This is a genomic window from Nostoc sp. (assembly GCF_036917975.1).
Classification (GTDB): Bacteria; Cyanobacteriota; Cyanobacteriia; order Cyanobacteriales; family Nostocaceae; genus Nostoc.
Window position 1 is genome coordinate 534286 of the sequence record NZ_JBALEJ010000024.1, and the last position, 15790, is coordinate 550075.

Genomic DNA, 15790 nt, shown 5'->3' on the forward strand with positions numbered 1-15790 from the left:
GGGACTGGGGAGTGGGGACTGGGAAGAATAAATATGTGGATCTGTTAGCGAAAGAAATTGTATTGTCCGTGGGTGACTGGGTACTGGGAAGAATAAATATGTGGATCTGTGCGAATGTGTCTACATGAATTGGTCTTACTCGAACTGGGGCAAATTATTTGGATCAATACCCTGAGATTGTAAATAAGCAATTAGTCTTTCTTTTTGCTGACGTTCTTGTTCAGCGCGTTGACGTTCTTGTTCAGCACGTTGACTTTCTTGTTCAGCGCGTTGGCGTTCTTGTTCAATCTGTTCCACAGCCCACGGTAACAAATTCCCAGCTTGATCCCACCAGCGCAACCAATAACCAGTTCGCCCTTCTTTTGTTCCTTGCCAAGTTCCCAAAAATAAGCCCATTGCGTCAATCCAATGACGACCATTTTCATCGGGCAGCTTTAACTCGTAGCGTTGATTTTCTAGTTGATAATATTCTAATAAACCACCATTAGGTTCAAAAATCACGTAAATGGGAATCTGCAAAATCTGTTCGTAGAAAAACCATTTTCCTGGTGGATAAGATCGCTTTACCGAATATTCTCCACCTTCAGTATCGGAGAGAAATTCGATGGCGATCGCGGGGATATTTCCTTCTAAATTGGGTGTATAATTTTTGCGATTACCGACAATTTCATTAACCAACGGCACATAAACCCAGTCAGGTGCTTTGGCGATAAATTGCCCGTTGACTGTTGCACAAAGACCAAAGTTGGAAGCGATCAACATCTGGGGTTGAATGAATCCAGTGATTTCTAGGCTTTCACACAAAGCACCAGCCAAAAGCGGCTGACCTGTATTCTCCACTGGTTCATCCTCTAGTTGAAAATCCTTGGGCAAGGCTTCCCAGGTGATGACCAGTTCTGTTGGTGATTTGGCTTGGCTGAGTTGGGTTGCCATAAACACAGCATGAATTTATTTTCGATCTTATAAGGAATATGCCGAAAACCCTTGAGGAACAGCAACGTCGTTGCGTATTCCGTACTTCAGTCAACGCTTCTAGGATGGCTATGGAGGCATTGAGAACTGGGCATTAGACAGAAATCAGCTAATAGGTAAGGTAAACCAGAATGTTGCCCCTGCATTCAATGCACTGTTGACACCAATTTCACCGCCGTGGGCATGGATGATTTGCTTACACAGATACAACCCTAATCCCAAACCTACAGAATTGCCGATACTTGCACCCCGAAAGTAAAGGTCAAAAAGCCGAGCGCTTTGTTGTTTACTAATTCCTACGCCGTTATCACTGACAGTACAGTAAATCATGTCATCCTTACGGGTAGCATTGATTGTCAAGAGCAATCCAGGGGGATTATGTTTCAATGCATTGACAATTAAGTTAGAAAAAACTCGCCATAGTTGCGTAGGATCGGCATTCACCAAAGGCAAATCTGCGGATACCAGATTTGTCAGCTTGGCTTGATTTTGTGCTAGTAATGGCTCTAAATCAGCGATCGCAGCTTTGACGACTGACAGTAATTGTACTGATTCATGTTGCAAAACAACACCCTGCACCTCGCTAACATGAGTTTCCATCAACGAATTAATTAAGTTCAGTTGGCGATCGCTACTTTGAATCATCCGCTCTAAAATTGAGCGTGAAACCGGGATTGGGGATTGGGGATTAGGGATTGGGGATTGGGGATTAGGGATTGGGGATTGGGGATTAGGGATTGGGGATTGGGAAGAGACTTCTTCAATAGTTCCCTCTTGTTTCCCTTGCCCTTGATTCCCAGTCCCCAGTCCCCAGTCCCCAGTCCCCAGTCCTCCTTGCCCTTGATTCCCAGTCCCCAGTCCCCAGTCCCCAGTCCCCAGTCCTCCTTGCCCTTGATTCCCAGTCCCCAGTCCCCAGTCCCCAGTCCCCACTCCCTGATTTAGCAAATTCTTCAATACCATTAAAGTACCCAGCACTGGGTTGCGTAAGTCGTGGGAAACGGCATGGAAAAATACTCGTAGTTCTTCTTCAGTTTGCTTACGCTGGGTAATGTCTTCAATCAAACCTTCGTAGTAAAGCAGTTTTCCCTGTTCGTCACGCACTACGTAGGCTTTTTCCGAAATCCAGACAATACTCCCGTCTTGGCGATAAATTTGGGACTCAAATTCCGAAACACTGCCATACTTTTCCATCAGGCGCACAAATTCTGCCCGGCGGTTCGGATCGACGTACAATTGCTCAATATCAGTGAAATTTGCTGTCACCTCCTCCGGTAAGGAATAGCCATAAATTCTTGCTAAAGCAGGATTTGCTGTAATATAACGTCCATTGGGAGTGCTTTGAAAAATCCCTTCAACGGCGTTTTCAAAAATGCTGCGATATTTAGCTTCTGCAACCTTAAGTTTCTGATAGGCAGATTCTAATTCTTGACGGGCGTAAAACTCAGAACGTTGCAGGCGATCGTACAGATAAACACCCATGTCACATATAGTACAAAACCAAAAAATGTATAAAATGAACGTGACATTATATATTTCTGGATGTTCGGGGATTGGTGTTTTTAGCCCAAGTGCCGTATTCACACCAAAATAGTAAACCAGCACACTCAGTTGAGTCAGCAAGTGAAGAATCCAGCAAACAGGCATCAACACAGCTTGGCTCAAAAACAGCAGCGACCAACCGATGGTATCGGGTAGCGCAAAACCTCTAAGAGTTGCAAATAATTGCGATGCTAAACTAATTGACCAAGAAGACCCCAAAAATAATAAATCTGGATGACGACGACCTAACTTAGTTTTATGTAAAGCCAAACAGATCAATATACTCAGCAGCATTGCAACATTGATTACAAGGCGTTGAGTTGTAAGTACTTCTGGCAGCTGTTGCAACTCCGCAATCGGAAAAAACAAGCCGTAAATATCTCGCAAAGTAAAAGACAACAGACAAATCAGCGCCAGCCATAACCATAAATGTAATCTCTGCCACAAGAAACGGTTACGCCAAGCTTTGTAAAGAGTAGTGATTTCATCTGTTGTTGGTGCAGAAAAAGTTTTTCTCCACCAGCTTTGCACTGTTCTAAATGGAGTAGCCATTAGCATTCGAGCAACTTTGCCCATACCTTGAGGGTGTTTCCCTTACTCAACATTGCCATAATTAACACCCTCTCATTTTTTGGTGATTTATGGGTGAATTGTTGCCGATGAAGTGAAGAGAGGTAGTGTAAACCAAAAAGTTAATCCACGCTTGCGGTTACTAATAACACCAATGTTACCGCCATGCGCCTTAATAATTTTCCGACAAAGATACATTTTTAAGCCAATGCTTGTAGAACAACAGTCTTGGGGATCGCGGACATGGAGATCGAAGAGGCGATCGCACTCTAGTTTACTCATTACTACACCGTCATCTTGAATCTGAGTGCGAATCATTCCCGCCTCAATGGTGGCACTGAGGGTAAAGTTTAATCCTGGTGGATTATTGTGCAAGCTATGTGTAATTAAATTTACCAAAACTTTCTGTAACTTAGTCCCATCTGCCATTACTAACGGTAAATCAGCAGGAACCAAGTTCTTCAGAGTCGCTTGATTTTGTGTCAGCATTGGTTCCAACTGGGCGAATGTTCCTCCCAGTAGGGTGCTAAGTTGCACAGGTTCGTGTTTGATTTCAATACCCTGTTTTTCAGAGGAATTAATTTCTAGCAATGAGTTAATCATTGTTAGTTGGCGATCGTTGCCTTGAATCATTCGCTCGATAATTGAGCGAGATATTGGGATTGGGGATTGGGGATTGGGGATTGGGGATTGGGGATTGGAAGGAGACAAGGGAGAGACTTCTTCAATAACTCGTCCTTGTGCCCTTTTTCCCTGATCCCCAGTCCCCAGTCCCCAGCCCCCAGCCCCCACTCCCTGATTTAACAAATTCTTTAATACCATCAAGTTACCCATCACTGAAGTTCGTAAATCGTGGGCAACTGTATGTAAAACAACATCTTTGACGCGATGCAATTTTTCAACTTCTTGCATTTTCTGCTGCAATTGTGCTGTTCGTTCTTCTACTTGGTGTTCTAAATTAGTGTTAAGTTCTGCTAATTTTTGGTATATCTGGCTTTGGTGAATGGCGATCGCTACCTGTTCTGACATCTGCTGTAACAAATCAATTTCTATGGGCTGCCAATGACGCGAACCGGAGCATTGATTGGCAATTAATGCCCCAAATAATTCGTCATCTAGCATAATTGGTATAGCCAGACTAGCTTTCGTTTGGAATTTTTCGCAGTGTGCTTTGACTTTCGGAGATACTGCTATTTGCGTCATGTCTTCAACGACACGCACAAAATTATCTTTTAGTAAGCTTCGCAATTCTTGTAGGTAAGCTTCGTCATTAGTAGACCACCCTGAGACAGATGGATACTTGGGATCTACTGATTCGGCAATAGTTCTGATTCCCAAATTGGCATTGTTTAAAGCAATGAAAACTCGATCTGCTTGCAGAAATTGCCTGACTTCCGTGACGGTGGTTTGGAGAATTTCTTCTAAGTTAAGGGAAGAGCGAATTCTTACTAGGGTTTCTGCCAACAAGCGATCGCGTTGGGCACAAAGGCGTAATTGTGCTTCTACCTGTTTGCGTTCTGTAATGTCGTGATGCACTGCTAAAATGCAGGAAATGCCATTTAAGTCAATGACTTCGGCTGAAAGCATTACTGTAATTATCTCGCCGGACTTTTGCCGATATTCAACTTCTAAGTTCCGAGCGACTCCTGTAGCTTGTAACTCCTGTACTAAGTTTTGGCGATCGCGATCGTGTACCCAAAGATTTAACTCAAAAGTAGTTTTACCAATCGCCTCATCTCGCTCATAACCTAAGAGTTTCACAAAACTGTCGTTAACTTCGATGAAACGCCCTTCTTGTAGCGTGCTAATGGTAATTGAATCGGGGCTACAACTAAAAGCTTTGGCAAATTTTTGAGCAAGATTTTGTAAAGCGACTTCTCCTTGTTTCCGATCTGTGATATCCCGAACAATTGCTAGGACTTCATCTTGACCACTTACTACCAACCGCGCCTCATAATCTCTGATTCCCAAAGGCGTTGGTAGTTTATATTCACAAGTTTGTAAAGTTCCAGAATCTAAAGTTTTAGCGATCGCTACTTGGCTAATGGCTGCAACATCACTAGGCAATAACTCTTCCAAATGTTTGCCAACTATTTCTTCTCGCGAAAGAGTGACATTTGCTCCCTCACTTTTCAAATCTAGATACTCGCCATCACGGCTGATACGAAACATCAAATCAGGGATAGCATCTAAAATGGCTTGATAGCGCGCCTCACTCGCTTGCAATTTTTCTTGGGCTTGTTTTTGCTCTGTAATATCCGTAACTAAGCCATTCCAAAGCAAATTGCCTGCTTCTTGTATTACGGGTTGCGAAGTAACTTTAATCCATTTAAGTTTCCCACTAGGCGTAATGATCCGACCTTCCCAATACCAAAGTTTACCAGTGGTGCGACAAACAGCAATAGATTCTACAAAAGCTTGTATATCCTGTGGATGAATCAGTTCATATAGCACCTGATAGTCTGCCTGTATAGCTTCTGGTTCTAATTCATACAAATATTTACAACCAGAACTAATATAAGGGATAAATATAGAACCATCCTGCCGTTGCAGAATTTGAAAAATCATCCCCGGTAAATTGGCAGCAGTTGTTTCCAAGAGAGTGATCTTCTCTGGTGAAAAATCTGCTTGATGCGGTGATTTTACAGTTTCATCCACTCTTAGACCCTTTGATATATAAGCGATTGGCATAATATTCAAGGCAATCATAGCCATTGTGAAAGTTTTTTAGCTGTCGGCACGATCACTAACAGCAAAAAAAAGTGGCTCTACTTTCAGAGTAGTTCTGGATGTTGCGATCGCATACACCCAATCGGGTGAACCATTTCTCAGGGTTAGAATCAGTTCAGTTGCAGTCGTTAGCCCGGATTTCTCACCACATCTCAATAATTAAATAAGTAATGAGTAATGAATCTTACTTCTTACTTATTACTTCGCCCGTGAGGTTCGCGCTTTGGGAGAGTTCAATCTGCCAAGTTCAATCCCTTCTCTCAAGAGTGAGAAATGCGGGGTTAGGCAGTTGCTTTACATCTGTGGAAAACTTGTGGAAAAACTCTGATTTTTTTCCACAAGGTAATTATACTTAATTAAGTTTAACCAGGAAAATACTAAGTTTTCCACAGTTTTTTCCACAATTTCAGTTAAATTTAATCAATTTTTATACGTTACTTAATATTCTTGACTAATTCTTGAGCCATCTAGACAAATGATTCAGAGTGCGGGTTGTGGAAAACTTAATCTATTTTTATCGTAAATTAAAGGGTTTAAGAACCTGCAATCTACATGTAGCACCAATCTCAGTCGGGGTTTGTCTTGAGAAATCGCTCCACTTGGGATGCATCCCAAGACCGCGTTTCTCGCTAAATCCCCGTCTGAAATTTCTTTAATTTTGAATTTTGTTAGCGTAGCGTTAGCGAGTCTGCGAGCGTCATTTTGAATTTTGAATTGTTAAGATGGTTTTTGGGAACGGCTAGTGATATTGATGCGATCGCTCAGTTGGCGTAGGGTTTGTGCTAGAGTGCGATCGCTCTGGTGAAGTTGGGTAATTTTATCGCAACTGTAAATCACCGTTGTATGGTCTTTACCACCAAACTCCTCGCCAATTCTCGGCAAACTCAAGGATGTATGTTGACGCATTAAATACATCCCTATTTGACGCGCCCAGCTAATCTCTCTTCGGCGCGAGTTGCCTTTAAGGTCGTCTATTAAAACATCAAAATTATCCGCCACAACCTTTAAAATAGCTTCTGGGGTAGCGGCCATTTTTTCATTAGGCGGTTCTAAAACTGGTGTAATATTTTCTACCGTCATCGGTAAGCCCCAAATAGAAATATAAGCCACCGCCCGAATTAAAGCTCCTTCTAATTCTCGAATATTAGAAGTATAGTTAGAAGCGATATACTCAATTACATCGCGGGGAAGACTAATATTTTCATCCTCAGCTTTTTTCTGCAAAATTGCCATTCTCGTTTCTAAATCCGGCTTTTGGATATCCGCGATTAACCCCATAGAAAACCGAGAACAAAGACGTTCTTGTAAACTAGGAATCTGGTTAGGAGGACGGTCAGAAGCGATGACAACTTGTTTACCAGCCTCATGTAAAGTATTAAAAGTATAAAAAAATTCTTCTTGAGTGTATTCTTTTCCTTCTAAAAATTGAATATCATCAACTAATAAAAGATCGGCGGCTCGGTAATGCTCTCGAAAACTCTGCATACTATCCTTCCGAATCGCTGTAATTAAATCATTAGTAAACTGCTCAGTAGAAACATAAAATATTTTACAATCAGGACAAATTTCCCAGCGATAATGACCAATAGCCTGCATGAGATGAGTTTTACCCAAACCGACGCCACCGCATAAAAACAAAGGATTGAACTCTTTCCCTGGAGATTCTGCAACTGCCAAAGAAGCTGCGTGAGCCATCCGATTGTTAGCACCAACTACAAATCTTGAAAAGATATATTTAGAGTTTAATTCAGTAGTTTTATGATTGTGATTAGCAACAGCTTCAGAAATAGTATTGGGATTTGGTGATTCCCAAGAAACATCTCGTTCACTAAAATGAGAAACTTCATCACCTTGAGCAACAGTAATGTAAATTCCTACCGGATGACCGAGAATATCTTGTACTACATGAGCAATGGTATTGATGTAATACTTCTGCAACCAATTACGAGCAAATGGGTTAGGAGTGCGAATAACCAAGCAATTATTTTCTAATCGCTCCGCACTAGCAGTTTTAATCCAAGTTTCAAAGGTAGGTCGGGATAATTCAAGCTTTAGGCGCTCTAGTACCTGACTCCACAGACTTTCTATGGGAATTTCCATTATCCACCACGTCACAATAGAAGAGAAAGCATCAATTTAGCATTGAGACACGCTAGACCTAAAATAAGCTTTTAAGTTGTAATCATTTTGGGACATACCCAGTAGGCAAGATCCTAACACCCACTGACTGATACGGAGAAGCAACGACACATGAAGACAATAAACCATCACTCAGCGCCCAAAAAGATAAATACCAGGCGTTTGCCCCACAGATGGGGGGTAAATAATATTCTGGGAATGCTCTCATCCGGGGTAGCAGTGGTGTTCCTGGGGAGCTGCTCTCTTCTACCTGCTAAGACAATTGAGGCTCAACAAAGCGATACTCAAGCCCAAAAGACAATAGAACCCAATCCGGCAATTGCCCCACCGCCGATTCTCTCTTCATCTGGAGATCCTAATTTTATAGTGAAAGTAGTGCAACAGGTGGGGCCTGCGGTCGTTCGCATTGATTCTTCTCGAACAATTACTTCTCGCGTACCAGACGAATTTAACAACGACCCATTTTTCCGGCGGTTTTTTGGAGAGGGAACCCCACAGGCTAGACAACGCGTAGAACGGGGTAGTGGCTCTGGATTTATTATTAATTCTTCAGGTCAAATTGTCACCAATTCCCATGTAGTAGACGGTGCTGATAGAGTGACTGTCACACTTAAAGATGGCCGGACTTTTGACGGTAAAGTGTTGGGTGAAGATCCGGTAACGGATGTGGCTGCGATTAAAATTGATGCGAATAATCTGCCAACTCTATCTGTGGGTAACTCCGATACTTTGCAACCAGGAGAGGCTGTAATTGCCATCGGTAATCCATTAGGCTTGAATAATACCGTTACTTCTGGGATTATTAGTGCTACAGGTCGTTCTAGTAGCGACATCGGCGCTAGCGACAAGCGGGTTGATTACATCCAAACGGATGCTGCGATTAACCCTGGTAATTCTGGTGGCCCATTGCTCAATGCTCGTGGTCAAGTGATTGCGATGAACACAGCGATTATTCAAGGCGCTCAAGGTTTGGGATTTGCTATCCCCATTAACACTGTGCAAAGAATTGCCCAGGAATTAATCGCTAGAGGTAAGGTGGATCATCCTTATTTGGGTGTTCAGATGGTAACATTGACACCAGAAAATAAAGAAAGAATCAAAAATGTCGCCGGCGATCGCTTAAATCTTACAGCAAATGAGGGCGTTTTGCTGGTAGAGATTGTGCCGCGATCGCCTGCATCTATAGCTGGACTACGAGTTGGTGATGTAATCAAAAGCATTAACAGCCAGCCTGTGACTAAAATTGAAGAAGTACAGAAGCTAGTAGAAAAGAGCAAAATCGGTACTAAATTACCAATAGAAGTAGAACGCAATGGCAAAATTGTCCAAGTAGGAGTCCAACCTGCTCCTTTGCCCGTAAGACGTGAAGGATGATGTCAGTCATTAGTCATTTGTCATTAGTCATTAGTCATTAGTCCAGTCCCCAATCCCCAATCCCCAATCCCCAATCCCCAATCCCCAGTCCCCAGTCCCCAATGCCCATTACTTAAAGGAGTTTTATCATGACTGAATTAGCGCCAATAATTCAATTAGGAAATCCAACATTACGCCAAAAAGCTGCTTGGGTTGAGAATATTCAAGATGAGCAAATTCAAAAATTAATTGAAGACTTAATCGCCACTGTGGCCAAGGCTAACGGCGTGGGAATTGCTGCGCCTCAAGTAGCACAATCCTATCGTTTATTTATAGTGGCTTCCCGTCCTAATGCCAGGTATCCCAACGCCCCAGAAATGGAACCTACAGCCATGATTAATCCCAAAATCATTGCCCATTCAACTGAAGTTGTCAAAGATTGGGAAGGTTGTTTAAGTGTTCCAGGAATTAGGGGATTAGTTCCTCGTTATAAATCTATTGAGGTGGAATACACTGACTCTCAAGGCAATTTACAAAAACAAGAATTAACCGATTTTATCGCTCGGATTTTTCAACACGAGTACGATCATCTCGACGGTATCGTATTTGTAGATCGCCTAGAGAACACTCTCGATATGATTACTGAGCAAGAATATCAACAACGAGTAGTTAACAAATAAATGGGACTAGGGACTAGGGACTGGGCAATAAGTAACGTGGATTAAATAAGATGTAAAACTTCATCCTGTCTCACGATCCCTCTCCAATATATCGGAGAGGGATTGAGGGTGAGGTAAACCAGGGACATAAATTGTATGTTATTTAATTCTTGTTCCTAATCAATAGTTTTTCTTCCCCTGCCTCCTTAAGAATTACGAATTACAGCAGATTTCAGGTAAATAAGGTACAAAACTGCATAAAAAGTCATATACCAAGAGACTTTCAACTCTATTCCCTATTCCCTATTCCCTGCTCCCTATTCCCTACTGTATTTAAGCGTGTGATTCACAAACTCGCTCGTCTCGCCACAGTTGATATAGCCGCGTTGCTGGCATTGTCATATATAAAACATCACCATCACTGAGGTTGGTTTCTAACAAATCCCAGCCATGAAGAGTTTGGTGATTAGTTTCTACGTACAAAGGTACACAGTCAGCAGACATGGCTACATCTTTCACCCACTGACCACAAAAGGCATGTGAAGCTGTAATCACAGTGGCAAAAGCCACCCAAAGACTATCTGCTGTGATGCCATTGCCGAGGATGCGTCCCCCTAGTGCAGCAGCGGCAAAAGCTGGGGCTGCTAGTTCAGCCGGACTCAGTACGGCCTCGAAGCCAAATAGCTGTTGCGCTATGCCAGCAAAATCGGGATCGGCATAATGAACAATCACTGGAATGCTGGGTGTCAAACCTTTGGCTTTGAGGGCAATTTCTAGATTGGTAGCATCATTGCTAGTAACAGCAAGCACTGCGGCGGCAGATTCTATATTGCTGGCTTTGAGTATTGTGCGGAAGCTGGCATCGCCCTGAATAACGGGAATACCGAGTTCCCGGGCGGTGTTGATATATTTGTTGTTGGAGTCGGGTTCTACTACTACAACTTCATGTCCACTGGCGTAGAGTTGCTGGACAATTCTCAGGCCAATGCCACTCAAGCCACAAACAATGTAGTGCGATCGCTGGGGAATTCGGGCTGCATCCCAAAATTGCTTAAAGCGGCTCCCTAAGACAAAATCGGTGAGCATGGCGTACCAAATACCAATCACCACTGCTCCAACCAGCATCATGACAACAGTAAATAACTTAATACTGTTAGGAGCATTTTCTACTACTTTGTCATTACCACCTGCTCCCGTAATCATGCCTACAGAAAAATATAGAGCATCGACAGGAGACAAACTCAACTCAGCCGACATATAGGTGAATGTAGCGATCGCAATCACCGCCAATAGTGCAATCGCACCCAGCACTACCGATCGCCCGTGTTCCTGAAACTGCCTAAAATTAGTCATAACTTTCAGCAGTTTTCTAATCAACGATCGCCGGGGAGAACGGATGCGGGGTTGAGTGCCAACAATTAAGCGATCGCCTACTTGAATTTCTTGTCCAGATATGACAGCTGACACCAAATCCATCTCGCCTTTGACTGGCAAGTAATAAATTAGCATCCGCGATCGGTCTTCCCACAATTCACTCAGCTTTCGACCCTTCCAGAAGTGATTTTCATCAATATATTCTTCATGAATTGGCCAAGTTTGCTGAAATAATTTGATTTGTCCGATCGCTCGGTTTCCCATTGCTGCAAAGGTGAATACGGGTGCTGCTAATCCGACAACACTCATACTCAAATGGTCTGGCAAACTTTGATCTAAGCGCTCGCCTAAATTTGTATTATAAAAACGGTTGATAATCCGAATCTGGGGATTCAGCACCCGCGCCTGCATCATAATAGACAAATTCAAAGCATCTTTAGATCCAGCGATTACTAAAGTGTGTGCCTGTTGAATTCCTGCTGCTGTTAGGGTAGAAGCTGCTTGTAAATCGCCAACAATCACATCTCCTGCCGTTTCGCCAGGGATAGATTGATGATGAATACCAACAACGAAGGCTCCCTGATGTCTCAGCAGACGAAAGGTTTTATATCCGGTACGTCCTAAGCCACAAACAATAATTCGGGGTTTCATGAAACGGCAGCATCTTTTATAGGTAGGGCTGCATTTCTAGTTATTTACGAATATTGTTGCCTACTTTCCTGGAATATAACTGTAGCTGACAACACGATTGCTTGAAAAAGGGACTGGGGACTGGGGATTGGGGATTGGGGACTGGGGGCTGGGAGTATAAAGGTATAAAGATAAAAATCATCAGATCGGAAAATTGTTTTATCGCCAAAAACTGAGGCGTATTGGGTAGAAGAATTGGTGCGATCGCACATTATCCAAAACTGGGAATCACAAGATGAACCCAAACACCTCCGCACTATTCGCGATCGCTTACTTTTCAACCAACAACAAGCCGGACGATTGTTGAGTCTCTATCAGCAGGTATTGCAAACAGAGGAAATCGAGGACAAAGGGACGCGGAGATGGGGGGACGCAAACAATAAAAACACTAGCGACTCCTTACCTCTACCTCCAATTAATTTAAATTCGCTCTGACAATCTTCTATAAATAAAATGGTAGCAATTTAGGTAATAAGCTAAAAAATATCTAATTTGGATAATCTAATTAAACATAACTCTTGTGGGGTGGGCATTTTGCCTGCCTAATATATGCAGTTTAAATATGAAATAGCTTGCTCAAGCTTAAATCTTCCAAATAATAAGTCGCTTAAGTAAAGTTATTTTTTTATATTAAGAAATTAAACAATATGTTGAAAAATTACTTTTAGTAAATCTCCTTGTGTAAAAGGCTTAGTTAAATACCCTGATGCTCTAACCATCTTAGCTTTAGCTCTATCTATAAATCCTACTTTGTCTGACACCATAATCACAGGTGTATTCTTAAAATGTGAGTGTTTACGCAGTAAAGAACAGAGTTCATATCCATCTAAATTAGGCATCGAAATATCCAACAAAATTATGTCGGGTTTTATACGGACAATCTGCATTAAAGCTTTTAAAGAATCGGTAACTCCCATAACAGAAAATGTTTGCTCATCTAAATAACTTTTAATAACATTCATGACAGTAGGATTGTCATCAATACAAAAGATTGTGTAGATTTTTTTGTCAGCAGGCGGTTGAATCATTTGCTGACCCCTATATTCATTACTCCTAATAGAGTAGGCTGCTGGTTTATAGCTGTTTATTTCAGGTAATTTTGGTGTAGTTTTGGCTTTAGATTGTAGCTGATTTATTTGGAAAAATTGTGAGGGGTGCGATTGAGAATTTGGTGATGTTTGACGATAAGCTACTTCTCTACGAGAGTCTTGGTCAAAGCTTTGGGGTGTTAGACATTGTTCAACTAGTAAGCGGAGATTTAGATGACAAAACTTTGGCATATCATCCAGAAAACTTTCAGGAATAAATTCATAACTCCCCTCTTCTAAGTTCAGAAATGACTCCAAAACTTCTAGCGCCAATTGCTCTATCAGCATTGCTGCTTGAGAAGGACTGATATATTTCTGATTGACTAACCAACAAATAGCTAGATAATCTGGATTCGGTATTGCCTGATTTTCAATACCAGTTTCAAATATTGCCCGCAACTGGTCTTTGATTCCGTGAGGGAGAGTAGAAATTTCCTGACTCAAGCACTGCAAATTTCTGTAAAGCGGCTCAAACATTTTCTCTGAGTAGCAGGCATAAATTAGTTTACCCTCGTCCACATATATTGACCAGGAGCCTGATGTACTAAACACCTGCAAACAACCAGTAACAGACTTACCAGTGATTTTTTTTAACAACGATAGGGGCTGAAGCTTTTGGAAAAATCTGTATCTACTAATCGGAAGTGTCTTCATTGGAATTGCTTTGGAATAAAATTAATATTTGCAGGCAAAATTAGCGAATTACCTTTTCGGAATTCACTGCGACTTTGTTAGAAGCACTATCAGATAAATATAGTGGTCACAATTGAGTTAGTACAGAGATTCCACACCCCCCAACTCTTAATTCACCAATCTCTGTTAAGCTATAATCCGCGAGTTACAACTAAACCAATTCATGCTACTGACCAATAGCAAAATTGCCCGACTAGTTGCCAGGATATAGTATTTCAAAAATTAGATTGGTTTTCTGTATCTTTAGCTAATCTAGCCAATCTAACAGTAACTCAAGTGCCACCTATAGACAATTGGCTCTCGCCCATCAGTCACAAAAGCATCATTGTTATCCGTATTTTGCAGCCTAAAATTACAGATGCTTTAGTTCTCTTGCAAAATTTTTTTGCTCCCAATGCTAAAATCGGAAGCGACCAAAATCTAGTGTCATATAGACGTAAATGGTACTAAACCAAAGCTTTTAGGCATTAAATCCGCACTGATGAACTATGTTTTTGCAGCCATGACGAAAGTGGTCGGGTACTTTTTTAAGAAGTTTATTCTTGAGGGAAACTCCTTCCAGAGAAAAAGTATGATTAAAAACTAAGCATTCAAAAAACTCAATGTCTTACTTAGGTTGGTGATTGGAGAGCAACTCTTAATGTTGGGATTGGGCAAAATTATCGCACAACAAGAATGGTAAACCTCCGGACAAGGATGAGTTTGCTGATAATTGTCGCCATGATGGTGTGTAGTGAGATGCACAGGCAGACAAATCAGTAGAAGGGAATCTCTTCATAAGTACTGCAAACGGATTCTAATATTGTGTGGGACTGGGGCTAAATAGTCACCTGCACAATTTAGAGTGACAAATTCAAGAATTTACAGCGAAATTCTTCATTGGTAGTAAATACCTGCAAAATAGCTGTTTTCAACTAGATGGTAGATAACAAGCAAAGTACTCACTAAAATTCAGGTTACTATAATTTTCAAAAAAAGTTAGCAGAAATATATAAACTTCATGATAAATCAGTAAAGTAAACATGAAAACTAATTAATAGTATCTTCCAGAAAATTGTCATAAATATTTATTTGTTCAGATGTCCGGGAAGGCTGAAAATGTACAGTAAAAGATAATTATAGATGCTTATTTAATTACACTTATAGCGGTTCTCAATTGCATGGAATACAGACCTAACCCCCAGCCCCTTCCCTTCAAGGGAAAGGGGAGTAAGATTCAAAGCCTCTCTCCTTTTAGGAGAGAGGTTTGGAGAGAGGTCAAAATGTATTGCATACAAACGAGAATTGCTATATAAATGAGTGAATCATTTTACAGTAGCAATTTAACCGAAAAATCTCAAGTTTTAAAAGTTACAAATATAAATATAAAATTGTATGCATAGCCCATAATATATGTAGCAAAAAGACGCAAATAAATGATTTGCGTCTTTGGCGTGAGATTTATAATTAGACATTCTCACTGTTATATTTCTCCATCGACTTAAACTTGCTCCCGCCAGCACCAGGTTAAAAGCGTGCCACATGCCACCAGCTTAACTACTTCCAGTAGCCAATAACCACCGTGTAGTAAATTCATTGTCGATGGAATAGCAGCAGCAACTTCAAATAGGTTGAGTTGAACTCCTATGGCGCACATCTGCGGAGTTAAGAAATAGGTGTCAAGCATAGCTATAGTTAGCAACAGCCCAGATAAAACAATACTACCAATACGCCAGTGATATTGAGTTTTTCCTAAAGCTAGTGCCCCAGTCAATACGATCGCAGCAGATAATAACTCCATCCGATTGAAGTTCCAAAAAATCGTATAGCCTGCTGTCGTAAAACCAGCTTGGCTCATCATTCCAGAAAGATAAAGGCTAGGCATAATTACCCAGTCTAAAACTAGACTTGCACTTAGCCAAAAGCCCAAAGTTAATATGATTGCGGTTTGCCAAATTGGTCGTTTGAATTCAAGATTAGAAATAGCAGTCATAAAATAATTGC

10 protein-coding genes are annotated in these 15790 nt (G+C 41.4%); 3 read left to right on the top strand and 7 right to left on the bottom strand.

Features of this window, described 5'->3' with window-relative positions; all coding sequences use genetic code 11:
- Nucleotides 1-135 precede the first annotated feature (135 nt).
- From V7K76_RS10760 to dnaA, 4 genes are all read right to left on the bottom strand, one after another.
- Complete coding sequence (locus tag V7K76_RS10760; protein WP_334776670.1) at nucleotides 136-933, bottom strand: Uma2 family endonuclease; 798 nt, start codon at nucleotides 931-933, stop codon at nucleotides 136-138.
- Nucleotides 934-1077: 144 nt separating this feature from the next.
- Nucleotides 1078-3063 carry a sensor histidine kinase gene (locus tag V7K76_RS10765; protein ID WP_335029768.1) on the bottom strand — a complete coding sequence of 662 codons (1986 nt, stop codon included), beginning with the start codon at nucleotides 3061-3063 and terminating at the stop codon, nucleotides 1078-1080.
- Between the two features lie 87 nt (nucleotides 3064-3150).
- Nucleotides 3151-5796 carry a sensor histidine kinase gene (locus V7K76_RS10770; protein WP_334777500.1) on the bottom strand — a complete coding sequence of 882 codons (2646 nt, stop codon included), beginning with the start codon at nucleotides 5794-5796 and terminating at the stop codon, nucleotides 3151-3153.
- A 732-nt stretch (nucleotides 5797-6528) separates the two neighbouring features.
- Nucleotides 6529-7911, bottom strand: coding sequence for a chromosomal replication initiator protein DnaA (gene dnaA, locus V7K76_RS10775; RefSeq protein WP_334777501.1), 1383 nt, complete (start codon nucleotides 7909-7911; stop codon nucleotides 6529-6531).
- Nucleotides 7912-8061: 150 nt separating this feature from the next.
- On the opposite strand from dnaA, the gene V7K76_RS10780 reads away from it, so the two are divergent.
- Together V7K76_RS10780 and def are read left to right on the top strand one after the other, a co-directional pair.
- Nucleotides 8062-9324 (top strand): HhoA/HhoB/HtrA family serine endopeptidase, encoded by a 1263-nt coding sequence (locus V7K76_RS10780; RefSeq protein WP_334777502.1) that lies wholly within the window; start codon nucleotides 8062-8064, stop codon nucleotides 9322-9324.
- A gap of 128 nt (nucleotides 9325-9452) precedes the next feature.
- A complete protein-coding gene (gene def, locus V7K76_RS10785) occupies nucleotides 9453-9983 on the top strand; it encodes a peptide deformylase (RefSeq protein WP_179068956.1) in 531 nt (176 codons plus the stop codon).
- Between the two features lie 312 nt (nucleotides 9984-10295).
- Here def and V7K76_RS10790 read toward each other — a convergent pair whose 3' ends face one another.
- Nucleotides 10296-11987, bottom strand: a complete 1692-nt coding sequence (locus V7K76_RS10790) for an NAD-binding protein (RefSeq protein WP_334777503.1) — start codon at nucleotides 11985-11987, stop codon at nucleotides 10296-10298.
- 237 nt (nucleotides 11988-12224) lie between these two features.
- Between V7K76_RS10790 and V7K76_RS10795 the strand changes: the two genes are divergently transcribed.
- Nucleotides 12225-12461, top strand: coding sequence for a hypothetical protein (locus V7K76_RS10795; RefSeq protein ID WP_334777504.1), 237 nt, complete (start codon nucleotides 12225-12227; stop codon nucleotides 12459-12461).
- A gap of 203 nt (nucleotides 12462-12664) precedes the next feature.
- On the opposite strand, the gene V7K76_RS10800 is transcribed toward V7K76_RS10795, so the two are convergent.
- Both V7K76_RS10800 and V7K76_RS10805 read right to left on the bottom strand, forming a co-directional pair.
- Nucleotides 12665-13768: a response regulator gene (locus V7K76_RS10800; protein ID WP_334777505.1), complete on the bottom strand. Its 1104-nt coding sequence runs from the start codon at nucleotides 13766-13768 to the stop codon at nucleotides 12665-12667.
- A 1519-nt stretch (nucleotides 13769-15287) separates the two neighbouring features.
- Nucleotides 15288-15779 carry a hypothetical protein gene (locus tag V7K76_RS10805; protein ID WP_334777506.1) on the bottom strand — a complete coding sequence of 164 codons (492 nt, stop codon included), beginning with the start codon at nucleotides 15777-15779 and terminating at the stop codon, nucleotides 15288-15290.
- Nucleotides 15780-15790 lie beyond the last annotated feature (11 nt).

Coding starts and splice junctions, on each gene's coding strand:
- V7K76_RS10760 (WP_334776670.1), bottom strand. CDS start 933: ATGGCAACCCAACTCAGCCAAGCCAAATCACCAACAGAACTGGTCATC.
- V7K76_RS10765 (WP_335029768.1), bottom strand. CDS start 3,063: ATGGCTACTCCATTTAGAACAGTGCAAAGCTGGTGGAGAAAAACTTTT.
- V7K76_RS10770 (WP_334777500.1), bottom strand. CDS start 5,796: ATGGCTATGATTGCCTTGAATATTATGCCAATCGCTTATATATCAAAG.
- dnaA (WP_334777501.1), bottom strand. CDS start 7,911: ATGGAAATTCCCATAGAAAGTCTGTGGAGTCAGGTACTAGAGCGCCTA.
- V7K76_RS10780 (WP_334777502.1), top strand. CDS start 8,062: ATGAAGACAATAAACCATCACTCAGCGCCCAAAAAGATAAATACCAGG.
- def (WP_179068956.1), top strand. CDS start 9,453: ATGACTGAATTAGCGCCAATAATTCAATTAGGAAATCCAACATTACGC.
- V7K76_RS10790 (WP_334777503.1), bottom strand. CDS start 11,987: ATGAAACCCCGAATTATTGTTTGTGGCTTAGGACGTACCGGATATAAA.
- V7K76_RS10800 (WP_334777505.1), bottom strand. CDS start 13,768: ATGAAGACACTTCCGATTAGTAGATACAGATTTTTCCAAAAGCTTCAG.
- V7K76_RS10805 (WP_334777506.1), bottom strand. CDS start 15,779: ATGACTGCTATTTCTAATCTTGAATTCAAACGACCAATTTGGCAAACC.